This is a genomic window from Nocardia donostiensis, from assembly GCF_002081715.1.
Classification (GTDB): Bacteria; Actinomycetota; Actinomycetes; order Mycobacteriales; family Mycobacteriaceae; genus Nocardia; species Nocardia donostiensis.
Window position 1 is genome coordinate 22,704 of sequence record NZ_MUKP01000016.1, and the last position, 24,929, is coordinate 47,632.

The window sequence follows — 24,929 nt, forward strand, 5'->3', positions numbered from 1 at the left end:
CCAACCACGTAGGCGAGCACCACCGAGCCCCGAGCCCGCCGAAGGGACCGCCGGGCCACCACGCCCGGCGGTCGAGGCGGCGTGTCAATCGCTCGGCGGCGCCGCACGCCCTCGAAAAGACCCCGGCCCCACCCGATCCGCGACCCGGCTCGCGTCTCCGCCCTCGCAGCACACGCGCCGCAGCTCCTCGCCGATCCTGAACCAGCTGCTCTCTTCCACACTCACCCAGCCCCGTCCGGTTTGCGGCCCGGCTCGCGTTTCAGCCCTCGCAGCTAGGAGCGCCGGGACGGACGAACGTCCGACCCTCGCTGGGAGCGCCGGGGCGGACGGACGTCCGACCCTCGCGCATGCGCCGAAGGCGCAAGTCGCGAGGGCTGAAACGCGAGCCCAAGGGGGGCCGCAAACCCGCGCGCCAGCGCGCCATAAACACAGCCATAAACTCAGCTAGGGTGTTTGGCAAACGTGTGACATGGGCGGACAGGTGTTTCGCGCCGCGCCGCTGTGGCGAACCAGCATGATGGAGGGCCTTCTCGATGGGGTTGTTCACGAAGCGCAAGCGGCGGCCGAGCCGCCGGGCCGAGGCGAAGGCCCTCAAGCACAAGGCTGCGCTCGAGGCCAAATTGAGCGCCAAGAACGACCGCAAACGCGACCGCGCCGAGTCCCGCACCCAGCGTAAGGTCGCCAAAGCCCAGATCGCGGCTCTGCAGGCCGAAGAGAAGGCCGCCCTCAAGGCCGCTGCCCGCGCCGAACGCGACCCGTTCAGCACCAGCCAGATCAAGAAGTATGTGGGGGTGGCGCGGGTTCTGGTCCCGGTACTCGCGCCGCTGGCTTACCGTGCGGCGGTGTTCGTCCGTGGGCAGATCGATATGCGCCGCGCCCAGCAGCTCGGGGTCGGGGTGGAGCAGCTCGGCGAATACTCCGGGCATGGTGCGCGGTTGCAGGCGCGGATCGCCAATACCGAAGCCGCTGTGGACAAAATCGCCGACGGCCGGGCGGCGGATGCAGGTAATGGTTCGGCGCCGCAGGATTTCGTTACCGCGACCCGCGAACGGCTCGCCGCGCTCGCTACCGCGGTGCGCACCGCCGAGCAGATGCCTGCGTCGCGTAGGCGTGCTGTGCACACTTCCATTTCTGCCGAGTTGTCCACACTCGAGTCGGACGTCCTCGCCCGGCTCGGGGTGGCCTGAACCGAAAGACGGTGCCTATGGTTCGGCGTCATATCCGCGGTAACCGGGTTTCCCGGCTTGTGCTCGCCATTGTCTCTGCGGTGCTCTACCTCACTGTCGGGCTGGTGGCCGCGGGTCAGGCGTCGGCGCATTCCGCTGTGGTGGGCAGCGACCCGGAGGACGGCTCGACCGTGCAGTCCAGCCCGCAGCGGGTGAGCGTCACGTTCAACGAGAACCTGCAGCCGAGCTTTCCCCAGATGACCGTGGTCGGCCCGGACGGCAACCTGTGGTCCAAGGGCGAGCCGGTGGTGGAGGGTAAAACCGTCAGCGTCGAGGTCGGTGAGCTCGGCCCCGCCGGGGTCTACCAGGTCGCTTTCCGGGTCACCTCTTCCGACGGCCACCCGGTCGGCGGCCAGCGGTCGTTCACCCTCGCCAACCCGGGCAACGGGGTGCCTGGTCCGCCTGCGAGCCCGCAGGCCGCCGAGGGCGAGGATGCCGGTGGCGTGCCGGTCCTGGTGATCGTGGTGATCGCTGTTGTGGTGCTGTTGGCGGGTGGTCTGCTGTTCATGTTGTTCGGTACCTCGCGGATGCGCGGCAGAAGTGAAGGCAAGAACGACCGGTGACCCCGCCCGCGACCGCTGGTCGCGACCGTAGGCTCGCATTGCTTTTCGTTGTCCCGGCGGGCTTGCTAGGCGTGTTGGCCGCTTGGGCGCTGACCGCCGTCACCGCCGAGGCCGCGGTCCGGGTGCTCGCCGACTGTGCAGGCGCCGCCGTGCTTGGCCTGGCCGCGTTACCGCGTATCCATGAACGACTCCGTATCCCGTGGCGCACGCTCACGGTGCTTGCTGCTGTCTGGTGTGCGGCCGAGTTCGCGGTTCTGGTGTTTGCGGCGGCCGGGGTGGTCGGTGTTCCGGTGGGGGCGCTCGGCGGCGCTGATTTCGGCACCTTTCTCGCCCGGATCAGCGGCGGCCAGATCGGTATCGCCATTCTGCTCGGCACCGGCGCCATCACCGCCTATTCGGCGTTCTCGTATCGGAGGCCGCGGGACGCCTCCCCTGATCTGGTGCTGGTGTTCGCGGCAGTGACGCTGGCACTGCGGCCGATCACCGGGCACATGTCGCAGCAGCCGTTCGGCTCGGTGCTCGGTGCGGTACATGCTCTCGCGGCGGCTTCCTGGCTCGGTCTGCTCCTCGCGTTGGCGCTGGTGGCCCGTGGCCGGGGCGAATGGGCGACGGCGCTGCCCAGGTATTCGCGGGTGGCGCTGCCGCTGGTGGTGGTGATCGGGGTGACCGGCCTGGTCAACGGCGTGGTCCGGGTGGGCGGTATCGCCCCGTTCGTACAGACCGGCTACGGGCGGCTACTGCTGGCGAAGGCGGCAGTGTTGCTGGTGCTGCTCGGGTTGGGCTGGTGGGCGCGGCGCAACTGGGTGGGGCCTGCCGCCGCGCACCGGGTCGACGCGGAGGCTTCGCTGCATCGGGCGCTGGTCGAAGTGGTGGTGATGGCAGTAGCGTTCGGGCTGGCCGCGTCGCTGGCTGTTACCGGATGAGGGGCAGGTGCGCGCGCCGGTACAGACGCGCTTGACCACTGGTGTGCTGCATAGCACAGGAATAGCCTGTAAGTATGAAAAAGCCCACGATCAAACAGAGAATTGCCTACGATCTGGGCCGCGAACTACCCGCGGAACTGCATGAGTGGGTGTTGCAGGACCTCGTCGGACACGGGGCCATGGAGCGTTACCTGATTCGTTTCGTCGGGCCGGTCATTCCGTTCCTCGTGCTGGTGCTGCTTTTCCCCGGACCCGTAGCGCTCAAGCTCGGGATCATCGTGATGCTGATCATCCCGCTGATCATTTTCACGGTCGCGTTGAGCTATGTGTGGCGGCGATTCCGGATGGTGCAGCACGGGCTCGATCCGGAACTGGTCGACCGCGGCAAGACCACCGAACACGACCGCGAGATCTACAATTTGCGATACCGGCACGGTTAGTGACGTAAACGACATGCACGGTCCGTCGCGGGGGTCGTTGCCGGACCGGGACAACAAGGCGGCAAAATCGACGGCGTGACCGAATCAGCGAATACAGTGGCGACCGCGGATCTGGCCGATGAGATCGGCCCGGAAATCCGTAGTTGCGATACCCAATTCATTCAGTTCGGCGGCCGTGAGGCATTTTCCGGCCGGATCACCACCATCCGCTGCTTCCAGGACAACCTGCTGGTCAAACAGACGCTGAGCGAACCGGGTGAAGGCAAGGTGCTGGTCGTCGACGGCGGTGCGAGCGTGCACACCGCGCTGGTCGGCGACATCATTGCCGGTCGCGGAGTGGACAACGGCTGGGCGGGGGTGATCGTCAACGGCGCGGTCCGCGATTCCGCGATCCTGCGCACCCTGGACATCGGGATCAAAGCACTGGGCACCAACCCACGCAAAAGCACCCAGACCGGGTCCGGCGAGAAGGATCTGCCCGTCGAATTCGGTGGTGTCACCTTCGTACCCGGCGAAAAACTCTACAGCGACCACGACGGCATCGTGGTCCGCGCCGAGGACTGAAGCGCCAGCCGGTTGCCGCCGGCGCTATTCGGCAGCGACGCGTGCCTTGTGACCGGCCAGCGCGACCACGTCGCCCGCCTGTAGCTGCCGGCCGCGCCGCAACTCCACCTCATCGTTCACCCGCACCAAACCCGCGGCGATCACCGTTTTGGCCTCCGAGCCCGATTCGATCAGATTGGCGAGTTTGAGGAACTGCCCCAGACGAATGGCGGCGTCGTCTATCGGTACATCGATTGGATCGGACATGAAGTAATACTTACTCCACCGTCGTGACCAGGCAGACAGCGCCCCGGCTGTATACACCGGCCGGGCGACTGCCCGCTGTCTCGAAAGTGTCTCCGGGACCTGTGAACACACCGCGCGGAACTCGCGGCAAATGCAGCGCACCATTCACACTGGAACAGTGACTTCCTCGCAAGACGGGCTACGTATCGATACTGTCGCTGTCGACGACGCCGCCCCCGAAAACGACGCTACCGACGCTGCCGACGCCGGACTCAGCGCCGAGTTGTCTTCGGCAACACTCGCGACCGGGCGTCGTTCGCACGGTTGGATAGGGGAAGTTCCGCATTTCACCGGTCTGGTGCTCGGCGTGTTTTCGGTGCTGTGCCTGCTGTGGAGTGTTTCGCCCGCGCTGCGGTTTGTGACGCGCGTGCCGCGCCATTACCTCGACGACTACTTCTTCGAAGCCCCGGATACCAGCTTGGTGTGGGCGTTGTTCGTCGGTCTGCTCGCGGCGGCGATCGCCGGACGTAAACGGGTCGCGTGGTGTTTGCTGATCGTGTATCTGGTGGCGTGGCTGCCGGAGAACGCGGTCGATTTCGCCCAACACCGTGATGTCAATGCGTTGGCGGGTCTGATCGTGCACGTGCTGGTGATCGGTGTGCTGATCGCCGCGTGGCGCGAATTCTCCACCCGGGTGCGTCGTGGGTCCACTCGGCGCGCGCTCGGCGTGCTGATCGGTGGTCTTGTGGCCGGTTTCCTGGTCGGCTGGGGGCTGGTCGAACTGTTTCCTGGTTCGCTGCCCGCGGGAATTCAGCGGCCGCTGTGGGCCGCGTACCGGGTGACCGGAACCGTGCTGGCGGAAAACGACCAGTTCGACGGAACGACGCATCCGTTCGTCAATTTCCTGCTCGGTGTGTTTGGTGCGGTGGCGCTGCTGGCCGCCACCATCGTGCTGCTGCGTTCCCAGCGAGCGCAGAACGCGATGACCGGATTCGACGAATCTGCGTTACGCGGTCTGCTCGCCCGTTCGGATGAGGCGGATTCGTTGGGGTATTTCGCCACTCGCCGGGATAAATCGGTGGTTTTCGCACCGAGCGGGAAAGCGGCTGTCACCTATCGGGTCGAACTCGGTGTGTGCCTGGCCAGCGGTGACCCGGTCGGGGTGCGGGACTCGTGGCCGCAGGCGATCGACGCCTGGCTGGGGACCGCGCGGCGGTTCGGTTGGGCGCCCGCGGTGATGGGCGCAGGTGAGTACGGTGCCGAGGCTTATCGCCGGGCCGGTCTTTCCGCATTGCGGCTCGGCGACGAGGCGGTGCTGCACACCCGCGATTTCTCGTTGGCGGGCGTGGAGATGAAGCCGGTCCGTCAGGCGGTCAACCGCCTGCGCAAACAGGGAGCGTGGGTGCGTATCCGCCGCCATCGCGATATCCCGGCCGCTGAATTCGGTGCGATCGCCGGGCGCGCGGCTCAGTGGCGCGATACCGAGGATGAGCGCGGCTTCTCGATGGCGCTCGGCAGGCTCGGCGATCCGCTCGACGGCGACTGTCTGCTGGTCGAGGCGATCGATGCCGGAGACAACGTACTGGCAATGCTGTCGCTGGTGCCGTGGGGCCGCAGCGGGGTGTCGCTGGAGTTGATGCGGCGCGACCCGCACGGCCCCAACGGGGTGATGGAACTGATGATCTCGCAACTGGCGCTGAGCTCCGATCAGTTCGGCATCACCGAGGTGTCGTTGAATTTCGCGGTTTTTCGTTCGGTGTTCGCCGAGGGTGCGCGGGTGGGCGCGGGTCCGGTGTTGCGGGCGTGGCGCGCGCTGTTGCTGTTCTTTTCCAGGTGGTGGCAGCTGGAGGCACTGTATCGGTCGAATGTGAAATATCAGCCGGAGTGGGTGCCGCGGTTTTTCTTGTTCAGCGAAAGCAGGCAGCTGCCCCGGGTGGCGGTCGCGGCAGCGCTCGCCGAAGGTTTCTTGCCCCGACTCGTCCGGGAACCGGATGCAGGGGCGCGTACCGGTGTACGCCGTGCCGCACCGGAGGCGATGACCGGGCTGCACGCCGATGGCAGCCCGCCGGAGCTGCCGGAAGACGAGCAGGCACCGGCCGGGCCGCAACGCCCTGATCAGGTGCGGGTGCGTATGGGCAAACTGGAGCGGTTGGCCGCGGCCGGAATCGAGGCGTATCCGGTGGCTTATCCGCCGACGCATTCCGTGGCCGCGGCCCGGCGTTCCCCGCGCGGCACTACCGTGCGGATCTGCGGCAGGCTGCTGCGGATCCGCGACTACGGCGGGGTTGTCTTCGCGGTGGTGCGGGACTGGACCGACGATATCCAGCTGCTGGTGGACCGGGACCGGGTCGGGCCTGGCCGGTGCGCGGAGTTCGGCGAAACCTTCGATTTGGGCGATCTGATCGAAGTCAGCGGTCAGCTCGGCCGCAGCAGGCGCGGTGAACTGTCGCTGCTCGTCGCAGATTGGCGGATGCTGGGCAAATGCCTGCACCCGCTACCGGACAAATGGAAGGGTTTGGCCGATCCGGAATCGCGGGTACGGCAGCGCTACGTCGATATGATGATCAACCCGGAGGCCCGGGATGGGCTGGCCCGGCGCAGCGCGGTGGTTCGGTCGCTGCGCGATTCGCTGAACGACTGGGGTTATCTCGAGGTGGAGACCCCGATCCTGCAGCAGGTGCACGGCGGCGCGAACGCGACACCGTTCCGCACCCATATCGACGCCTACAATCTGGATCTGTACCTGCGCATCGCGCCCGAGCTGTATTTGAAACGCCTGTGCGTCGGCGGGGTGGAGAAGGTGTTCGAACTCGGCCGCACCTTCCGCAACGAAGGCGTCGATTTCAGCCACAACCCCGAGTTCACCATTCTCGAGGCGTACGAGGCGCACAGCGACTACGAGCAGATGATGCACCTGTGCCGTCAGCTCATCCAGAACGCCGCGCTGGCCGCCAACGGTGCCATGGTGGTGATGCGCCCCAAACCGGACGGCACCTTCGCAGCGGTGGACATCTCCGGTGAATGGCCGGTGAAAACCGTGCACGGCGCGGTCTCCCAGGCACTGGGCACCGAGATCACCGTGCACACCGAACTGGCGACCCTGCGGCAGTTGTGCGATGCGGCCGATATTCCGTACCAGCGCAACTGGGACGCAGGGCAGGTGGTGTTGGAGATGTACGAGCACTTGGTCGAGGCCCGCACGCAGGAGCCGACCTTCTACATTGATTTTCCCACCTCGGTCTCACCGCTGACCCGTGCCCACCGCCATACCCCCGGACTTGCCGAACGGTGGGACTTGGTCGCCTGGGGCGTCGAATTGGGCACGGCCTACAGCGAACTCACCGATCCCATCGATCAGCGCCGCAGGCTCACCGAGCAGTCGCTGCTCGCCGCGGGCGGTGATGCGGAGGCGATGGAACTGGATGAGGATTTCCTGTGCGCGCTCGAGCACGCCATGCCGCCGACGGGTGGGCTCGGAATGGGCGTCGACCGGGTCGTCATGCTCATCACCGGCCGCAGCATCCGCGAAACTCTGCCGTTCCCGTTGGTGAAACCGCGGTGAACCGAAAAAACAGACCGGAAAGTTTCGCGTGCTCTGGCTGCGGGCAGTAGTGTGAGGAACCCGGCCGCCAGGAGGAGGCGGCCGTCACCTTCGAGATCGGGGCTGTCGTTGCAATATCTTGACATGCTGACCACCACGAATGTGCTCGACCATTCGGTATGGGCGAGCCCGGACACGTGGACGGCGGCACTGGAGTACCAGGCGAAGAAACGGGGCAGCAAGGGCAAGGGCGGCGGCCTAGGACTGATCGGCGGTATCTGCTGCCTGATCGTGGTCGTGCTGATCGTCGTCGTAATCGTGCTGGCTAAGAAGAAGTCCGGGGGCCAAGACAACCCGCCGCCCTATCAGGGCCAGCACCCGCAGCCGCCGTACCCGCCACAAGGCGGATACCCCCAGCAAGGAGGATACCCCCAGGGTCAGTACCCGCAGCAGGGCGGATATCCCCAGCAGGGTCAGTACCCGCAGCAGGGGGGCTACCCGCCCCCGGGCCAGTACCCGCAGGACCCCAACAACCCCTATCCGCCTCAGCACTGAGGCAGGGCGCGATCCCCGGGCGGAAACCCGGACACGCGGACATGCAGCGGCCCGGCTCGCACCACCTGCGAGCCGGGTCGTTTGTTGTCCAGCTGTTGGTGCCAAAACGACGATGCGGCAGAGTGGACGAGTGCAGTTGATTCTCGTTCGTCATGCCCAGCCGATCCGGGTCGAACAGGCCGGTGGACCTGCCGACCCCGAGTTGGCGGCAATCGGAGTGGAGCAGGCCGGACGTGTTCCCGATGCACTGCGGCATCATCGGATCAGCCGGGTGGTCAGCAGCCCACAGCGGCGGGCCAAGGAAACCGCTACCCCGACGGCAGCGAAGCTCGGTCTGGACGTGGAGGTGATCGACGATCTCGCCGAATACGATCGTGACTTGCCGGTCTATGTTCCCATCGAAGATGCCAAGACCGAATTCCGCGACACTTACGAACGCATCAAGGCCGGGTACCTGCCGGTGCAGATCGACGGCGAGGCGTTCCGGCGCCGGGTGATCGATGCGATCACCGAGATCGCCGCGGACACCGACGCCGCCGATACCGTGGTGATCTTCGCACACGGCGGCGTCATCAATGTGATGCTGCAGGACGTGCTCGGCCTCGCCCGACCGCTGACCTTCCCCATCGATTACTGTTCGGTGACTCGGATACTGCTCTCCCGCACCGGTCGCCGCAGCGCAGCGACGGTCAACGAGAACGGCCATGTCTGGGATCTGCTGCCGCGCAATATCACTGCTGGTCCCTGAGCGCCGGTCCTCGATCTATCGGCTGTATACCGGCCTCGGCATCATCGGACCGGAACAAGCAACGGCCCCCAGCCCGGTCGACGAGCTGGGGGCCGAATCGTCCGTGCTGATCAGGCCATTCCGGCGAGCCAGTTGTGCATCCACGAAACGGCGGTCTGACCGCCACCCACCGGGTAGCTACCGTATTTGGTGTGCGCGTTGGAGTTGTAGAACTCCTCGAGTTCCTTGGCTCGCTGTTGGTTCGCCGAGTCGGTGAGCTGCGACTGCAGGGTCGCGAAACCGCCATGCGCCATCAGATCGCCCATGATGACCCCCATTTCGAGCTGGTAGCGCCAGAAGTTCGCCGGGTTGGCGTCGGAGCTCTGGGCGAGGAAACCGGCGAATCGGGTGACGAAGTCGTCGGGCGCGGTCGCGCAGTACAGGTCGTCGCGGGCACAGATAGTGCGGGTGCGGTCGGTGAGCCAGCCGAAACCGCCTACCCGCGGCCCGCCCGCGCCAGCGCCGGGAGCCGGGGGGCCGACCTGGATATCGGTGGGCGAGCGGCGCGGATCGGACAGCAGCCCGACACCCGAGATCCGGTCGGGTGCGACGGGACCGAGACCGGTACCGATTTCGGCGGCGAGATCACCTGCGGCGTCGGCGCCCTGGCTGTAGCCGATCAGCGCGATCTTGGTGGCTCCGCATCGCTGCGCCATGGCCGTGATCATCCCGCGCGCATTGTCCACCGCTTCTTTTTTGGAGCTGCCGTAGATGTCGCCTTCCCACGGGAAGGCGGTAGCCGCGTAGGTCACGTAGTCGACCTTCGCCGAGGAAGGCAGCCCGCGGGTGACACCGGACAGCATGCCGGGCTGCGGTTTCCGGTCGTGGCCGGTTTCCCAGGTGCCCGGGATCGCCACCACATACAGGCTGGGGCATCCGGGGGCCGCGGACGCTGTGCCACCACCGAATACGAGCCCGGATGCGACGGCTGCACACGCACCCAGAGCCGCGGCGATCTTCTTGAACTGCATACTGCTCCAGTCAATCCTTGCCTCGCACCGAGGCGTTCCGCTACAGGACGTCGCTACAATGCTGGCCCCTCTGGATGTCGCAGGAGTGCACACCGGGTTAACCCCGATAACTCGCTCCGGTGCCCAACCAGGACCCATCCGTATACCCGGACCGCACAGCAGATAACCATAAGGCCACCACCCCGCCATCGCTAACCGCAGCGCCGCGCGTGTCTGATTTCCACCAACCGCCCCCGATTCCCCCGCAACACCGCCGCATACCGGGTGCAGTTCCGGCGAGCGCGAATAACTCGAACGCAATGAACTCCGGTATCAACTGCAGAACTCGTCAACGCAACTATCCGCAAGGAATGCCCGGCATCTCCGACCACATCCGCCGAATCGTTTTCCGACGAAATCATGGCGGGATCATCGGAAGTATCCCGAGAGCACGAAAAGCGCCCACCGGAACAAAGTCCGGTGGGCGCTTTTACTGGCGGCAGACTCAGCGCTGAGCGACCGCTGTCGGGGGGATCGGGGCCGGGAGGGCGGTTTCGCCTTCCAGATAGCGGTCCACCGAAGATGCGGCGGCGCGGCCTTCGGCAATGGCCCAGACGATCAGGGACTGACCGCGGCCCATGTCACCTGCGACGAAGACGCCGGGGATGTTGGTGGCCCAGTTCTTGTCCCGCTGAACATTGCCGCGCTGGTCGTAGCCTACGCCGAGATCGGTGAGCAGGCCCGGCTTCTCGGGGCCGACGAAGCCCATGGCCAGCAGCACCAGGTCGGCTTCGAGGGTGAAGTCGGTGCCTTCGACCTTCTCGAATCGGCCGTTGACCATCGTGACCTCATGCGCCTGCAGACCGGTCACCGTGCCGTCGGCACCGACGAAACGTTCGGTGTTCACGGAGAACACCCGCTCGCCACCCTCTTCATGCGCCGAGGACACCCGGTACATGAGCGGGTAGGTCGGCCACGGGGTGGAGCTGGCGCGCTCCTCCGGCGGCCGCGGCATGATCTCGAACTGGTGCACGCTGGCCGCGCCCTGCCGATGCGAGGTGCCGAGGCAGTCGGCGCCGGTGTCGCCGCCGCCGATGATGACCACCTTCTTGCCGTGCGCGTGGATCGGCGGTAGGCCATCGTCGTCTGTGACGGGGTCTCCGTGCTGCACCCGGTTGGCCCAGGGCAGGAACTCCATGGCCTGGTGGATGCCGTCCAGCTCGCGGCCGGGGATCGGCAGATCGCGTGCCTGGGTGGCGCCGCCGGCCAGCACGACCGCGTCGTACTGTTCACGCAGCTGTTCGGCGGTGATGTCGACCCCGACATTGACGCCGGTTTTGAAGATGGTGCCCTCGGCCTCCATCTGCGCCAGCCTGCGATCGATGAAACGCTTTTCCATCTTGAATTCCGGGATGCCGTAACGCAGCAGGCCACCGATGCGGTCGGCCCTCTCGAACACGGTCACGGTGTGTCCAGCACGGGTCAGCTGCTGGGCGGCGGCCAGACCGGCAGGCCCGGAACCGACGACAGCGACCTTCTTACCGGTCAGCCGGGTGGGGTACACCGGCGCAACCCAGCCTTCGTCGAAGGCGTTCTCGATGATCTCGACCTCGACCTGCTTGATGGTCACCGGGTCCTGGTTGATCCCGAGCACACAGGACGCTTCGCACGGCGCGGGGCACAACCGCCCGGTGAATTCCGGGAAGTTGTTGGTCGCGTGCAGCCGGTCGATCGATTCCCGCCAGCGGTCCTGGTAGACCAGATCATTCCACTCGGGAATCAGGTTCCCCAGCGGGCAGCCGTTATGGCAGAAGGGGATACCGCAGTCCATGCACCGGCTGGCCTGACGCTGCAGGGTTTCATGCGAAAAACCCTGCTCGTAGACCTCTTTCCAGTCCATCAGACGCAGCGGCACCGGCCGCCGTTTGGGCAGCTCCCGTGATGTGTGCTTCAAAAATCCCTGGGTGTCACCCACGCGCGGCCTCCGTATTTTCGCCTCTCACAATGGGGCTTGCGTTCACAACGCGTCTCACGTCAGCCACGTGCGGCCTCCATAATCGCCTCATCGACATCCTTGCCGCTCTTCTCAGCCTCGGAGATAGCGAGCAGCACTTTCTTGTATTCGCGTGGCATAACCTTCACGAAGTGATTCACCTGCTGCGACCAGTCGCTCAGAATCCGGTCGGCGATCGCCGAACCGGTCTGGTCGCGATGCTGGGCGATGATGTCGTGCAGCCAGGTGAAATCGTCACCGGACAGCGACTCGATGGCGTCGGCCTGCTCCGGATTGACCCGCGTCGGGAACTTCCCCTCGGGGTCGTAGACGAACGCCAGCCCGCCGGACATGCCCGCGCCGAAGTTGCGTCCGGTCTCACCGAGGATGACGACGTTGCCGCCGGTCATGTATTCACAGCCGTGATCGCCGACGCCTTCGACGACCGCGGTGGCGCCGGAATTGCGGACCGCGAACCGTTCACCAACCACACCGCTGATGAATGCCTGACCGCTGGTCGCACCGAACAGGATCACATTGCCCGCGATGATGTTCTCTTCGGCGACGAAATCGGCCGGGGCGTTGAGCGACGGGCGAACCACCAGGTGGCCGCCGGAAAGGCCCTTGCCGACATAGTCGTTCGCATCGCCGTGCACCCGCAGCGTGATACCGGCGGGAACGAACGCACCGAAGCTGTTGCCCGCCGAACCGGTGAAGGTGATGTCGATGGTGTCGTCGGGCAGGCCCGCGCCGCCGTAGAGCTTGGTCACCTCGTGGCCGAGCATGGTGCCGACGGTCCGGTTCACGTTCGTGATCTTGGTTTCGATCTTGACCGGCTTACCGCGTTCCAGCGCATCCCGGCTCTGCGTGATGAGCTGCTGGTCCAGCGCCCGGTCCAAGCCATGATCCTGTTCCTTGGTGCAGCGGCGGTCCTGGGACATGAACGCCGTCTCGACGTTGTCCAGGATCGGCGACAGGTCCAGCTTGCTGGCCTTCCAGTGCTGCTTGGCCTTGGCGGTATCGAGCAGATCGACCCGGCCGATGGCCTCGTCCAGGGTGCGGAAGCCCAGCTGCGCCAGCAGTTCGCGGACCTCTTCGGCGATGAACATGAAGAAGTTCTCGACGAATTCCGGCTTACCGGTGAAGCGCTGGCGCAGGATCGGGTTCTGCGTGGCCACGCCCACCGGGCAGGTGTCCAGATGGCATACCCGCATCATGATGCAGCCGGAGACGACCAGCGGAGCTGTCGCGAACCCGTACTCCTCGGCACCGAGCAGCGCCGCGATCATCACATCACGGCCGGTTTTCATCTGGCCGTCGACCTGCACCACGATCCGGTCACGCAGACCGTTGAGCAGCAGCGTCTGCTGGGTTTCGGCCAGGCCGAGCTCCCACGGACCGCCCGCGTGCTTGAGCGAGGTCAGCGGCGAGGCGCCGGTGCCGCCGTCGTGGCCGGAGATCAGCACCACATCGGCATGGGCCTTGGAGACACCCGCCGCGACGGTGCCCACACCGGGCTCGGCGACAAGTTTCACGTGAATCCGTGCCTGCGGGTTCGCGTTCTTCAGATCGTGGATCAGCTGCGCCAGGTCCTCGATCGAGTAGATGTCGTGGTGCGGCGGCGGCGAGATGAGGCCGACACCCGGGGTGGAGTGCCGCACCTCGGCGACCCACGGGTACACCTTGTGCGCGGGCAGCTGACCGCCCTCACCGGGCTTGGCGCCCTGGGCCATCTTGATCTGGATATCGGTGCAGTTGGTCAGGTAGTGCGCGGTGACACCGAACCGGCCGGACGCGACCTGTTTGATCGCGCTGCGGCGCCAGTCACCGTTGTCTTCCGGCTCGAACCGGGCCGGGGACTCGCCGCCCTCACCGGAGTTGGACCGGCCACCGAGCCGGTTCATCGCGATGGCCAGGGTCTCATGCGATTCCGCGGAGATCGAACCGTAACTCATCGCGCCGGTGGAGAACCGCTTGACGATCTTGCTGGCCGGCTCGACTTCCTCGATCGGGATCGGGCTGCGCGCCTTGGTCTTGAACTTGAACAGTCCGCGCAGCGAAGCCAGCCGCTCGGACTGATCGTCGACCAGCTTGGTGTACTCCTTGAAGATCGAGTACTGCCCGGATCGGGTCGCGTGCTGCAGCTTGAACACGGTATCCGGGTTGAACAGGTGGTATTCACCCTCGCGCCGCCACTGGTATTCGCCGCCGATCTCGAGCTCGCGGTGCGCGCGCTCGGTCCGGTTCTCCAGGAACGCGACCCGGTGCCGGGCTGCCACTTCGTCGGCGATCTCGTCCAAGCCGATCCCGCCCAGATGCGAGCGCAGCCCGGTGAAGTATTCGTCGACCAGGTCCTGCGACAGCCCGATCACCTGGAACAGCTGCGCGCCGTTGTAGGAGGCCATGGTCGAGATGCCCATCTTGGACATCACCTTCAGCACACCCTTGCCTGCCGCCTTGTTGTAGTTGGCCACAGCCTTGCGGTAGGCGGCGGAGATATCAGCTTTGCCGTCGGTTTCGACGGTGCCGAGCGACAGCGCGCCGCGCTCGAGCATGTCCTCGATGGACTCGAACGCCATATACGGGTTGATCGCGGCCGCGCCGAAGCCGACCAGCATGGCCATATGGTGCACTTCGCGGGCGTCACCGGCCTCCACGACCAAGCCGACCATGGTGCGGGTGCGCTCACGCACCAGATGGTGATGCACCGACGCGGTGAGCAGCAGCGACGGGATCGGCGCCAGCTTCTCATTGGATTCGCGGTCCGACAGCACGATGATCCGGGCGCCACCGGAGATGGCCGCCGACACCTGGGTGTTGATCGCGGTGAGCGCGGCACGCAAGCCCGCGCCGCCCTGGGCGACGGGATACAGCCCGCGCACCACCACCGAGCGCAGCCCGGGATGGCTGCCGTCGTCGTTGATGTGGATGAGCTTGGCCAGCTCGTCGTTGTCCAGGATCGGCTGCTCGATCGCGATCTGCTTGCACGACTCGGGGGTCGGGTGCAGCAGATCGGCCTCGGGGCCGATGGTACGGCGCAGACTGGTGACGACCTCTTCGCGGATCGCGTCCAGCGGCGGGTTGGTGACCTGCGCGAACAGCTGCGAGAAGTAGTCGAACAGCAGCCGCGGCCGCGCCGAGAGCACCGCGATGGGGGTGTCGGTGCCCATCGAGCCGAGCGCTTCGCCACCGGTGCGGGCCATCGGCGAGATCAGCAGGTTCAGTTCCTCGGTGGTGTATCCGAAGATCTGCTGGCGGATCAGCACCCGGTCGTGCGGCATATGCACATGCGGCCGGTCGGGCAGATCGGACAGCTGTTCGACACCGGCATCCAGCCATTCCCGGTAGGGATGCTCGGCGGCCAGCTGGGACTTGATCTCCTCGTCGCCGACGATCCGGCCCTGCGCGGTGTCGACCAGGAACATCCGGCCGGGTTGCAACCGGACCTTCTTGACTACCTTGGCTGGGTCGATATCGAGCACACCGACCTCGGAGGCCATCACGACCAGGCCGTCTTCGGTGACCCAGACCCGGCTGGGGCGCAGACCGTTGCGGTCGAGCACGGCACCGATAACGGTGCCGTCGGTGAAGCAGACCGATGCCGGTCCGTCCCACGGTTCCATCAGCATCGAGTGGTACTCGTAGAACGCCCGGCGGTCCGGGTCCATGTTCTCGTTACGTTCCCACGCCTCGGGGATCATCATCAGCACCGCGTGCGGCAGGCTGCGGCCACCCAGATGCAGCAGTTCCAGCACTTCGTCGAAGCGCGCGGTATCGCTGGCACCGGGGGTGCAGACCGGGAAGATCTTCTCCAGCCGGTTCTTGCCCGCCGAGTCGTAGCCGAAGACGTCCGAGCGCAGCAGTGCCTCGCGGGCCCGCATCCAGTTCTCGTTACCGGTGACGGTGTTGATCTCACCGTTGTGCGCGACCCGGCGGAACGGGTGGGCCAGCGGCCAGGACGGGAAGGTGTTGGTCGAAAAGCGCGAGTGCACGATGCCGAGGGCGCTTTCCACCCGGTTGTCCTGCAGGTCCAGGTAGAACGCGCGCAGCTGCGGCGTGGTGAACATGCCCTTGTAGACGAAGGTCTGCCCGGACAGGCTCGGGAAATAGACCGACTCCTTACCGACGGTGCCTTCGCCTGCGCCCGCCTTGCCGAGTTCGTGCTCGACCCGCTTGCGGATGACGTAGGCGCGGCGTTCCAGGTCCATGCCGCTCAGCTGTTCGGCGGCGCCGGCGGGCGTGCCGATGAAGATCTGGCGGAAGGTGGGCATGGCGTCGCGCGAGAGCGCGCCGAGCGACGATTCATCGATCGGCACCTCACGCCAGCCGAGCACGGTGAGGCCTTCTTCGTGGACGATCTTTTCCACGCCGTATGCCGCGACGGCTGCGTCGCGGCGTGCCTGGGGCAGGAAGGCGATCCCGGAGGCGTAAGAGCCTTCCGGCGGCAACTCGAAATCGACCACGGAGCGGAAGAACCGGTCCGGGATCTGGATCAGGATGCCCGCGCCGTCCCCGGAGTTGGGTTCAGCGCCCGCGGCTCCACGGTGTTCCAGGTTCAACAGGGCCGTAATAGCTTTGTCGACGATGTCACGGCTGCGACGGCCGTGCATATCCACGACGAACGCGACACCACAGGCGTCGTGTTCGTTCGCGGGGTCGTAGAGACCGATGGGTCCAGGTGACCTGTGGCCAGGAAGTTGCGTCATGCCTCTGCCTTCAAGAATGTCGGCTTCCGACGGTGCGGCCATCGACTGAAACGGCCGGGCGCGGAATGCCTGTGTTGTCGAACGCTCCGTCGAGATTGCGTCCGTACGTTCCGGAAACCAGCCGCGCTGATGGTCTTCGGCGTGCAGTCACGTCTGAAGTTGTCCACCCACTCCTGTTCTGCTGGAGCTAGGGGTGACGGAACGTTTACACGTCCCTGCCTTCTACACGTTCCCGGCTTTCGCGCGGGGTCTGTCCCGCTAGGCCGGGCACGGCTCCCGGTTATTTCCAGGGCACGCGATTCTCACCGACTTTTGTCGTGTTCGGCGTAAGAGCAAACGATAAGTCAGGTTCCGAGGCCGACCAACTAAGGTTCGGCTAATAACCAGGCGGAGCTGGGCTTCTTCATTCGGTCCTCCACGTATGCGCGTTGTCTAGTGTAAAGCAGCGTGCGGCCGTGGATCGATCCCGAATCAGCCGCCGCGCGGCGGTGACAGTACGCGGGCCGGGCTGTTCCGGAAGGCTTCGTTGCGTTCCGAGACCCACGCTCACCTGCATCGAAGATGATTTCCCCCGCCCGGTGCCGGGCAAACACATCGAGTCGCGGCTACGTTGCCGCGCGCGGGCGTGAGATGTTCGTGACAGGGTTGTGACAAGCATGGAATGCGAGCCGACCGTTCGGCCTGTTTTACTCATTGTGCATTCCGGCACACTTACAGCAAACCGGCCTACTGTGGTTTTCGGCACACCTTTCCGAGCCTCGATTTCCTTGAGTCGCCGCATGGTTCACGGTTGCGAACATCACCCCGATAACGCATATTGTGACGCTGGTCACATACTTGCGGCCGTGTTCGGTGTGTCGGGTCGCTGCCTGTCACGCTGTGACGCGAATCAGGTGACTTTCCCTGCGCCAACGGCGAATAGGCTCCGATCCGGTGCTGCCATGCGCCAGGACTGTCACCCGCCCTGGGCTTCTGGGACGTAGAGGATGTGGGATCCCCATGACCGTCACCGGCATGTTCATCTGGCTCGGCGGAGGCCAGCCCGCCGAACTCGACGACCGGCACGAGCGAACCGGCTATGCCGTCACCGGCGCGGGCGTCGCGTCGACCGCCCTGGTGGCGGCTGCCGTCACCGCGACCGCGCTGGCCCTATCCGAGAAAGCCCCGGCAGCACCAGCAACAATGCCACTGGTCACCGCGGCCATCGCGCTGACCGCCGGGCTGGTCACCGGGCTCATCGGGCGCGCCATGGCCGGCGCCGAAAGCACCGCACGGCTCGATCGACCCGCAGGCACCCCCAACCTTCCTGCCACCGTCGGCCGGATCTCGGTCGCTGTACTGATCGGCGTGCTGCTTGCCGAAACGGCCGCGACCGCGGTATTCGACGACGCCATCGACCGACTGTTGGACGAACGCGCTGCCACCGCCGCCTCGACAGCTGCCGATGTGCGCGCCGCCCGCAGCGAATTGGACCGGGCCCGTGCCGAGCGCGCCGCGCTCACCGGGACCATTGCCGCGGCCAGGTCCGATATCGATAGTGCGCTGATCGTCGCCCGCTGCGAATACAACCCGACCCCGCTGTGCCCACAGACCAAGATCACCGGCGTTCCCGGCCGCGGACCTGAATCACAGGCCGCGAACGCGATGCTCGACGACGCTCGCGCGCGACTGGCCGCCGCCGAGACCCGCATCGCCCCGCTCGACCAGCGGATCGCCGACGGGCGCCGACAGTTGAGCGATGCCGAAACCGCGGCGTTCGCGCACGGCGACCGGGGGCTCGGCGCCCGCTGGACGGCGATGAACGAACACACCGGGGCGGACCGGGGTGCCCTTGCCCTGCGCCTGCTCGGTACCGCGCTGTTCCTGCTGCTTGCGCTGCTGCCGCTGATCCTGCGCTGGTGGCGCGGCGAAACCTCGCTCGACCGGCGCCGGGCCGCCCGCGCGGTACAGGACCGAGCAGATCTCGGCGCCGACACGGCGATCGCGGTCACCCAGGCGCAAATGCGAACCGAAACCGAAACCCTGCGCGCAGAACAACAACTCGCTTCCGCCCGGCTGGCCGCCGCGGCCGATACCGCGATCGATCGTGAACGGCAGCGCACCCGGGTCATCGCAGCCATCGGTGGCCTCGAAATCGGCGTTGTCGAACCTCTCATCACCACCGCAGATTCGGTCCCGGACGCTGTCCGGGACCGGCACGACGGCAACACTGCCGCCGAACTGCCCGCCCCCGCCACTCCGAAAGCGCTCCCCGCAGGCAACAGCCCCGATATCAGCAGGACGAAACCAGCTCCACCGCGTGGTCTGGAACTCCCGCTGATCGGGGCGGTGCCGTTCACCGATACCGCCGTCCGCTGGATCGGGCCGCTGGTTCCCTCCTTCGTCACGACCGCCGTCAACACCGCGACCCTGCCACTGCGCCTCGCGCAGCAAGCGCTCGACGAGGCCGAAGAAATCACCTTCACCCTGCGCAAGAGCAGGAAGCTCGCCGCCGCATCCGGCACCCGCGCGCTGGCAGGCGATACCGTCGAGCGGCAACCGGTCACCACCGGAAGCGCCGAGCATGCCGTCCCGACGGTCATCGAAGCCGACTACACCGAGGTGGACACACACAACAGGTAGATACGAGCACTACCCGTCCGTCCCGCGCCCGGGCACAAGAGCACATCGTCGCCCGGCTGCGGTTGCAGCCAGGACCGAGGCGGGCACGGTAGTCCTGCACATGATCGCCGAGGGCCCGTCCCCGAAGCGGCGATGCTGGTGTTCTTCACCGTCGATCTCCGCCGCATCGTCCTGGCCCGGTTCCGTGGGTTGGCCCACCGAGCAGCCGACCAGGAGACTGCGTTCGTCGGTATCGGCGCGGCCACAACGCGTAACGAACGAGGGCGGGCTATCCGAAAGGCGTCAGACCTGGCCGCGACAATGGCCCCCGATGAGCCGTGCAGCGCTTTCGGCGCCGGCAGTGTGGGCCCGATTAGCCCGGCGGTCAACGCGATGGTCGCGGTGACCATACGTTGCGCAGGGGAGCAATACAACGCTCCTGATCGACTCTTACCTGCGCCTGGAAGGGCGCGGCAACAACTGGCCCCAGGGCGGTCGAGCAACTGCCGCTCGAAACCATCTCGCCTTCGCGCAGGTCGCCGAAGAAATCACCACACATATCGCCCCCGAGATATGTGTCGACAGCACTGGCAACAACCCGCGCACCGGATAGACTCGGCCGCGTGCTGCCAGCCGCCGATGCGGCCGGCGCCGTCGGGGCGGGAGACGATCCGGTGCCGGGAAAACCCGGAACGACGGTGCCGGTCCGCCCGATGACCTTCCGGGAACTGCTCGATACACCGTTCGCGTTGATCCAGGCCGATATCGCCCGGCTCGCCGGGTTCGGTGCGGTGACGCTGCTCGCCGCTGAGCTGATCGTGGTCGGGGTGACCGCGGCAGTGTCCGGGCTGACCGATGGTTCGGACTCGGGTACGGCGTGGGCGGTCGGTGTGTCCACACTGTGTTGTGCCTGGTTGGTCCGGTTCCTGTTACGCGGGGTGACCGTCGCGGTCGGGTTGGCGCGTACCGGGGCAACACCGATCGGTCTGCAGACGGCGCTGGCTCGGCTCGGCGCCCATGCCGCGCCGCTGCTGATATTCCAGTTGCTGTTCACCCTGGTGGGAGTCGGTGTCCTCGGATTCGGCAGTCTGCTGATCATCAGCTTCCCGGCGGCGCTGGTGTGGCTGGGATGGTTGCGCGCGAAGCGGTTCGTCGCGGTGCCGGTGCTGTTCGCCGAAGGCGGCAGCCATCGGTTCGCGGTCGCGCGCGCGAAACTGCTCGCCGCGGGTATGGAATGGCCGACCACCGGGTTGTGGCTGTACCAGCGGATGCTGTTCGGGCTGCTGCTCGCACCGTTGCTCGGCGTCGTCATCTTCGTCAGCGATGTGACCGGAACGCACCGCTGGCCGTTCATCGTCCTGCTGACTTCGGCAGTACTGCTGATCGTCGCTTTCTGCGAAATCGTCGAGGCCGCAAGCCGTGTCGTCTGCTACATCAACCTGCGTTGCCGACGGGAAGGCTTCGATATAGCCGTCCCTGCCACAGCGCAAACCGGGGTGCGACGATGACCGACCGCGACCCCGGAGCACATTCGCCGCCCCCGGGAATCCCCACGCTCGGCGCCGCCGCCGACCATCGCGCGGCAGCCGAACAAGCCGCCGAGCAGCGCGATTTCGATACCGCGCTGCGTGAGCAATTCCGGGCTGTCCTGCGCGGCCTGGAACAGCGCGGCGTACTCGAAGTGCGGCGCTCGCGCACGGCACGCGAGACCGCAGGTGAGGCAGGCGACGCGCTACCGCCGCAGCAGGGCAGTGCTTTCTGGCCTGCCGCCACTAGTTTCGACGAGGTGGTTTACGGCGGACGCCGAGCAGCCGAGGACGAATACCTGCGGCTGCTGCACGCCGACCAGTTCTCCGTCGCCGCACCGCCGCAGGGTATCGAGCCGGTGGAAGTCGAGACGGGTACAGCGGCCCGGCGCACCGGGCGCGTGGGTTTCTCGTGGCCTGGGCTGCTGCGCGATCCCCGGTTCTGGGCCACCGTCGCCGCCGTCGCGTTGATCGCGTTGCTGCTGTGGGCGGTACTGCAGTCCTGTGGCGCGCCGAGCACCCCGCCGCCACCGAAACCGCCGCAGGTGCCGCCGGACTATCCGAAGGGCAGTGGCGAACGGCCCGACCTGGACCCCGGCCCCGGTTCCGATTCGATCTTCGACAGGCTGCCCGCCCCGGTCTCCTTCGGCGGCCTGCAGTTCCTGATCGCCGCCATACTGCTGGTGTGGTGGCGGGCGCGCCGCCGCGGTGCCTTGGTCGCCGAACCGCGCCCGGTCGAGGTCGCGGCGAACGAACTGTTGGCAGGCCAAGCCGCGCTCTACCGTAAATCCGGCGATCACGAACACACCGCCGCCAAGTTGCGTGCCGCCACACTGCGCAGGCTGCGTCCGGTGCTCGGCCTCTCCGCCGCCACCCCACCAGACCGGATGGTGGCCGAGGTCGCGAACCGGATCCGGGCCGACCCGAACGTGGTCGGTGCCGCGCTCTACGGGCCCGTGCCCGACGCCATAACCCTGGAAACTGTGGCCCTACAACTGGAATGGATCGAAGCGGAGATCGGATGACCAGCATTGACACCAGCAAGAACCGCCCCGCCCCCGATGCGGCGGCGACTGCCGCGTTCACCGCGCTGCGCGACGAGATCGGCAAGGCGGTGGTCGGTAACGACAATGCGGTGATGTACCTGGTGCTCGCCCTGTTGTGCCGCGGACACGTCCTGCTGGAAGGGGTACCCGGTGTCGCGAAGACCCTGCTGGTGCGCGCGCTGGCCACCGCGCTCGATCTGGAACACGCTCGGGTCCAGTTCACCCCGGACCTGATGCCCGCCGATGTCACCGGTTCCCAGATCTACGACCCGCATTCGGCCGAGTTCACTTTCCGGCAGGGCCCGGTCTTCACCAATCTGCTGTTGGCCGACGAAATAAACCGCACTCCGCCGAAAACCCAATCGGCCCTGCTGGAGTCGATGGAGGAGCGGCAGGTTTCGGTGGACGGACAGCCCCGGCCGCTACCCGACCCCTTCCTGGTGATCGCCACCCAGAACCCGATCGAGCAGGAGGGCACCTATCCGCTACCGGAGGCGCAGTTGGATCGTTTCCTGTTCAAGATCGATATCCAGCTGCCCGGCCGGGACGACGAATTCCGCGTTCTGCAGCGGCACGCCGCCGGGTTCGATCCACGTGATCTGAACGCGGCCGGTCTGCGTCCTGTCGCGGGGCCGGCGCATATCGCCGCGGGGCGCAGCGCGATCGCCGAAGTCACCATCCGGCCCGAGGTGCTCGCCTACATCGTCGATCTATGCCGAGCGACCAGGGCCGCGGCCGCGGTACAGCACGGTGCGTCCACCCGGGGCGCGACCGCGCTCATGGCGGCGTCCCGGGCGCTGGCCTGGCTGAACGGGCGCGGGTTCGTCACACCCGACGATGTGAAGACGGTCGCGATCGCGGTGTTGCGACACCGGGTGCAACTGCGGCCAGAAGCGGAACTGGACGGGGTGACCGGTGAAAACGTCGTCTCGTCGTTGCTGCTGTCGGTCCCGGTACCGGTGTAGGCCGTGGTCGTCACCGGTCGGTTGGCCGCCGTGGCGGCGGTGGCGGCGGTGCTGGTCGCTGTGCTGGCGCCGTCGTGGCTCGGCGTGCTCATGGCGAACTGCGTGTTGCTCGTCGCGGCCGCGCTGGATCTGGCCGCGGCGGGGCGTGCCGGGGACCTGACGTTGGCCAGGGACCCGCTCACCGTCGTCCGGCTCGACCGCCCCGTCACTATCGAACTGGTGGTGACCAACGGCGGTGATCGCCGGGTACGCGGGCTGCTGTGGGACGACTGGCCGGACAGCACACGCGCCGAACAGCATGGGCACCGCCTCGAACTGGCTCCCGGCACCCGCGCTCGTTTCCGGACCACCCTGACCCCGAGCCTGCGCGGCGACCGGAGCGCGGGCCCGGTCACGCTGCGTCTGCTCGGCCCACTCGGTCTGGCAGGCAGACAGACGCGGCGGACGGTTCCCGCGCGGGTGCGGGCGCTGCCGCCTTTCCGCAGTGAACGACTGCTTGTGTCGAAGGCGAAGCAGCTACAGCATCTGGAGGGCCGCAATATCGCGGATATGCGCGGTCAAGGCACCGAGTTCGATTCGTTCCGCGAATACGTACCGGGCGACGATGTGCGGGCGATCGACTGGCGCGCGACCGCGCGAGCCAACGATGTACTGGTGCGCACCTGGCGTCCGGAACGCAACCGGCACCTGCTCATGCTGCTCGACACGGGCCGGATCAGCGCGGGCCGGGTCGGCGACGGTACCCGCCTGGATGCCTCGATCGAAGCGGCTCTGCTGCTCGGCGGGCTGGCCGCCGCAGCAGGCGATTCGGTGGACCTGCTTGCCTATGACCGCGGCGTGCGCGCCGAGGTGCGGGGCGCGGGTGGGAAAGCATTGCAGCCGAGGCTGATGCACGCGATGGCCGGTGTCGTCCCCGCCCTGGTCGACACCGATTCCGCGGGTCTGGTGCGCGCCACGATCCAGCGCGCTCGCCGCCGCAGCCTCGTCGTCTGGTTCACCAGTCTCGACGGCGCTGCGGTCGAGGAGAATCTGCTGCCGGTACTGCCCGTGCTCGCGCGCCGCCACCGCGTGCTGCTGGTTTCGGTCACCGATCCCGAGGTGGCGGCCGCGGCGCTTCGCCGCGACTCGCTCACCGATATCTACCGGGCAGCGGCCGCCGAATCGCGTATCGCCGAGCATGCACTGGTGCAGGAATCATTGCGCCGCCACGGTCTCGCGGTGGTGGCCGCGGCCCCGGACCAGCTGCCCGAGGCATTGGCCGACGAATACTTGGAACTGAAACGATCCGGCACGATGTAGTGCCCACAGAGTGGCGCTATTCCCGGCACAGTCGAACCGTGAACCCGAGCCGATTGCGCTCCTGCCGCCGCATCGCCATCAGCCGTCGGTCCTCATCCATCGTCCGGGCTTGCCTGCGCCGGGTTTCGTTCGGTTTGCCACCGGCCCCGTGAAGTGGATACTCCGGCTGGATCGAAACCAGGTTCGCGAGGGCGGGCCCCTTCAGGGAGGGAGGGGTCAATATGCGACCAACACTCCGGGCGGTCCGGCGAGCTGAGGCAGGCCGGGCTGTACTACTGCCAACGCTCGCCGCTGGCGCTCCGCGGTGATGCTGCCGAGGATCTGCACCGGCGGATAAGCGGGGGCGATGGCACCCAGGCTGGCGCAGACCGCGTTGACGAGCGCCGTGCCGATATCGTGTTGTGCGGCGGGGGTCATGATGCGGTGCCGGGTGAGGTACTGGCGGATGGCCAGCGCGAGGTCTTCCGGAAGCGCAGCCAGATCCAGGCGGGCCGACCAGTCGGCCAGCCACGGCGGTGGGACGGCCAGCGCAGGCGTCGGCAGCTGCTGTTGCGCGTGGACCACCACGGTGCCTGCGAGCACATCACCGACCCGCCTGGCGTTCGGGGAACACAGCGAGGTGATCATCGCGATCGCGCCGAACCCGCCGAGCATCCAGAAGTCCACGATCGCGCCTGCCAGGCCGCGGGTGAGGCAGTGCCGGAAGTCGACAGGTCCGCCGTCGGCACGCACCACCCGCAGGCCGATCAGCAGCTTGCCGAAGGTGCGGCCGCGACTCAGGGTTTCGGTGGCGACCGGGTAGCCGACCAGCACGGTGACGAGGCAGACGAGCCCGGCGGTGGCGAACCAGACCGACTCGGCGTCGCTGAGCAACAGCAGGTAGGCGAGACTGGACATGAGCGCCCAGCCGAGGCCGAGTTGCACGAGAAGGTCGATCAGGAAGGCCGCCACCCGGGTCGGCAGCCGCGCGACCGGCAGTTGCAGCGCAACCGCTTCGCCAGTCGTGAATTCAGCCATGT

The 24,929-nt window shown here is 66.8% G+C and carries 18 protein-coding genes; 13 read left to right on the forward strand and 5 right to left on the reverse strand.

All coding sequences use genetic code 11. From position 1 onward, the window contains the following. Window positions 1–533: 533 nt before the first annotated feature. From B0T44_RS12895 to rraA, 5 genes are all read left to right on the forward strand, one after another. On the forward strand, window positions 534–1,187 hold the full coding sequence (locus tag B0T44_RS12895) for a DUF6474 family protein (protein WP_077116132.1): 654 nt from the start codon (window positions 534–536) through the stop codon (window positions 1,185–1,187). Window positions 1,188–1,204: 17 nt separating this feature from the next. Then, window positions 1,205–1,789, forward strand: coding sequence for a copper resistance CopC family protein (locus B0T44_RS12900; protein WP_081512055.1), 585 nt, complete (start codon window positions 1,205–1,207; stop codon window positions 1,787–1,789). Next, on the forward strand, window positions 1,786–2,712 hold the full coding sequence (locus tag B0T44_RS12905; RefSeq protein ID WP_077116131.1) for a CopD family protein: 927 nt from the start codon (window positions 1,786–1,788) through the stop codon (window positions 2,710–2,712). The genes B0T44_RS12900 and B0T44_RS12905 overlap by 4 nt, the downstream gene beginning before the upstream one ends. Window positions 2,713–2,786: 74 nt before the next feature. Beyond that, window positions 2,787–3,152 (forward strand): DUF5313 family protein, encoded by a 366-nt coding sequence (locus B0T44_RS12910; RefSeq protein WP_077116129.1) that lies wholly within the window; start codon window positions 2,787–2,789, stop codon window positions 3,150–3,152. A 75-nt stretch (window positions 3,153–3,227) separates the two neighbouring features. Beyond that, a complete protein-coding gene (rraA, locus tag B0T44_RS12915) occupies window positions 3,228–3,716 on the forward strand; it encodes a ribonuclease E activity regulator RraA (protein ID WP_077116128.1) in 489 nt (162 codons plus the stop codon). A gap of 24 nt (window positions 3,717–3,740) precedes the next feature. Here the strand turns inward: rraA and B0T44_RS12920 are convergent, their stop codons facing one another. Next, on the reverse strand, window positions 3,741–3,962 hold the full coding sequence (locus B0T44_RS12920) for an RNA-binding S4 domain-containing protein (RefSeq protein WP_077116127.1): 222 nt from the start codon (window positions 3,960–3,962) through the stop codon (window positions 3,741–3,743). Between the two features lie 262 nt (window positions 3,963–4,224). On the opposite strand from B0T44_RS12920, the gene lysX reads away from it, so the two are divergent. From lysX to B0T44_RS12935, 3 genes are all read left to right on the forward strand, one after another. Beyond that, a complete protein-coding gene (gene lysX, locus B0T44_RS12925) occupies window positions 4,225–7,503 on the forward strand; it encodes a bifunctional lysylphosphatidylglycerol synthetase/lysine--tRNA ligase LysX (RefSeq protein WP_077116225.1) in 3,279 nt (1,092 codons plus the stop codon). A gap of 123 nt (window positions 7,504–7,626) precedes the next feature. Continuing rightward, complete coding sequence (locus B0T44_RS12930) at window positions 7,627–8,037, forward strand: hypothetical protein (protein ID WP_077116125.1); 411 nt, start codon at window positions 7,627–7,629, stop codon at window positions 8,035–8,037. A gap of 130 nt (window positions 8,038–8,167) precedes the next feature. Next, window positions 8,168–8,785 carry a histidine phosphatase family protein gene (locus B0T44_RS12935; RefSeq protein WP_077116123.1) on the forward strand — a complete coding sequence of 206 codons (618 nt, stop codon included), beginning with the start codon at window positions 8,168–8,170 and terminating at the stop codon, window positions 8,783–8,785. A gap of 110 nt (window positions 8,786–8,895) precedes the next feature. Here B0T44_RS12935 and B0T44_RS12940 read toward each other — a convergent pair whose 3' ends face one another. The 3 genes from B0T44_RS12940 to gltB form a co-directional block, all read right to left on the reverse strand. Next, window positions 8,896–9,795, reverse strand: a complete 900-nt coding sequence (locus tag B0T44_RS12940) for a cutinase family protein (protein ID WP_077116121.1) — start codon at window positions 9,793–9,795, stop codon at window positions 8,896–8,898. Between the two features lie 484 nt (window positions 9,796–10,279). Beyond that, window positions 10,280–11,749: a glutamate synthase subunit beta gene (locus B0T44_RS12945; RefSeq protein ID WP_077116120.1), complete on the reverse strand. Its 1,470-nt coding sequence runs from the start codon at window positions 11,747–11,749 to the stop codon at window positions 10,280–10,282. Between the two features lie 59 nt (window positions 11,750–11,808). Further along, on the reverse strand, window positions 11,809–16,473 hold the full coding sequence (gene gltB, locus B0T44_RS12950; protein ID WP_077116224.1) for a glutamate synthase large subunit: 4,665 nt from the start codon (window positions 16,471–16,473) through the stop codon (window positions 11,809–11,811). Window positions 16,474–17,472: 999 nt separating this feature from the next. On the opposite strand from gltB, the gene B0T44_RS12955 reads away from it, so the two are divergent. The 5 genes from B0T44_RS12955 to B0T44_RS12980 all read left to right on the forward strand — a co-directional run bounded on the left by B0T44_RS12955 (window position 17,473) and on the right by B0T44_RS12980 (window position 23,910). Then, window positions 17,473–19,095, forward strand: coding sequence for a DUF4407 domain-containing protein (locus B0T44_RS12955; protein ID WP_077116119.1), 1,623 nt, complete (start codon window positions 17,473–17,475; stop codon window positions 19,093–19,095). A gap of 602 nt (window positions 19,096–19,697) precedes the next feature. After that, on the forward strand, window positions 19,698–20,582 hold the full coding sequence (locus B0T44_RS12965; RefSeq protein WP_245839418.1) for a hypothetical protein: 885 nt from the start codon (window positions 19,698–19,700) through the stop codon (window positions 20,580–20,582). After that, window positions 20,579–21,625, forward strand: coding sequence for a DUF4129 domain-containing protein (locus tag B0T44_RS12970; RefSeq protein WP_077116117.1), 1,047 nt, complete (start codon window positions 20,579–20,581; stop codon window positions 21,623–21,625). The genes B0T44_RS12965 and B0T44_RS12970 overlap by 4 nt, the downstream gene beginning before the upstream one ends. After that, window positions 21,622–22,611: an AAA family ATPase gene (locus tag B0T44_RS12975; protein ID WP_077116115.1), complete on the forward strand. Its 990-nt coding sequence runs from the start codon at window positions 21,622–21,624 to the stop codon at window positions 22,609–22,611. Before B0T44_RS12970 ends, B0T44_RS12975 begins: the two co-directional genes overlap by 4 nt. Window positions 22,612–22,614: 3 nt before the next feature. Beyond that, window positions 22,615–23,910: a DUF58 domain-containing protein gene (locus tag B0T44_RS12980; RefSeq protein WP_077116114.1), complete on the forward strand. Its 1,296-nt coding sequence runs from the start codon at window positions 22,615–22,617 to the stop codon at window positions 23,908–23,910. A gap of 216 nt (window positions 23,911–24,126) precedes the next feature. Here the strand turns inward: B0T44_RS12980 and B0T44_RS12985 are convergent, their stop codons facing one another. Beyond that, the gene (locus tag B0T44_RS12985; protein WP_077116112.1) at window positions 24,127–24,927 is read right to left on the reverse strand and encodes an RDD family protein; all 801 of its coding nucleotides are present in this window, start codon (window positions 24,925–24,927) and stop codon (window positions 24,127–24,129) included. Window positions 24,928–24,929 lie beyond the last annotated feature (2 nt).

What these genes read in the sequence shown, in the direction of transcription:
- B0T44_RS12895 (WP_077116132.1), top strand. Translation starts at nt 534, where the DNA reads ATGGGGTTGTTCACGAAGCGCAAGCGGCGGCCGAGCCGCCGGGCCGAG.
- B0T44_RS12900 (WP_081512055.1), top strand. Translation starts at nt 1,205, where the DNA reads ATGGTTCGGCGTCATATCCGCGGTAACCGGGTTTCCCGGCTTGTGCTC.
- B0T44_RS12910 (WP_077116129.1), top strand. Translation starts at nt 2,787, where the DNA reads ATGAAAAAGCCCACGATCAAACAGAGAATTGCCTACGATCTGGGCCGC.
- B0T44_RS12920 (WP_077116127.1), bottom strand. Translation starts at nt 3,962, where the DNA reads ATGTCCGATCCAATCGATGTACCGATAGACGACGCCGCCATTCGTCTG.
- B0T44_RS12930 (WP_077116125.1), top strand. Translation starts at nt 7,627, where the DNA reads ATGCTGACCACCACGAATGTGCTCGACCATTCGGTATGGGCGAGCCCG.
- B0T44_RS12940 (WP_077116121.1), bottom strand. Translation starts at nt 9,795, where the DNA reads ATGCAGTTCAAGAAGATCGCCGCGGCTCTGGGTGCGTGTGCAGCCGTC.
- gltB (WP_077116224.1), bottom strand. Translation starts at nt 16,473, where the DNA reads ATGACGCAACTTCCTGGCCACAGGTCACCTGGACCCATCGGTCTCTAC.
- B0T44_RS12955 (WP_077116119.1), top strand. Translation starts at nt 17,473, where the DNA reads ATGACCGTCACCGGCATGTTCATCTGGCTCGGCGGAGGCCAGCCCGCC.
- B0T44_RS12970 (WP_077116117.1), top strand. Translation starts at nt 20,579, where the DNA reads ATGACCGACCGCGACCCCGGAGCACATTCGCCGCCCCCGGGAATCCCC.
- B0T44_RS12975 (WP_077116115.1), top strand. Translation starts at nt 21,622, where the DNA reads ATGACCAGCATTGACACCAGCAAGAACCGCCCCGCCCCCGATGCGGCG.
- B0T44_RS12985 (WP_077116112.1), bottom strand. Translation starts at nt 24,927, where the DNA reads ATGGCTGAATTCACGACTGGCGAAGCGGTTGCGCTGCAACTGCCGGTC.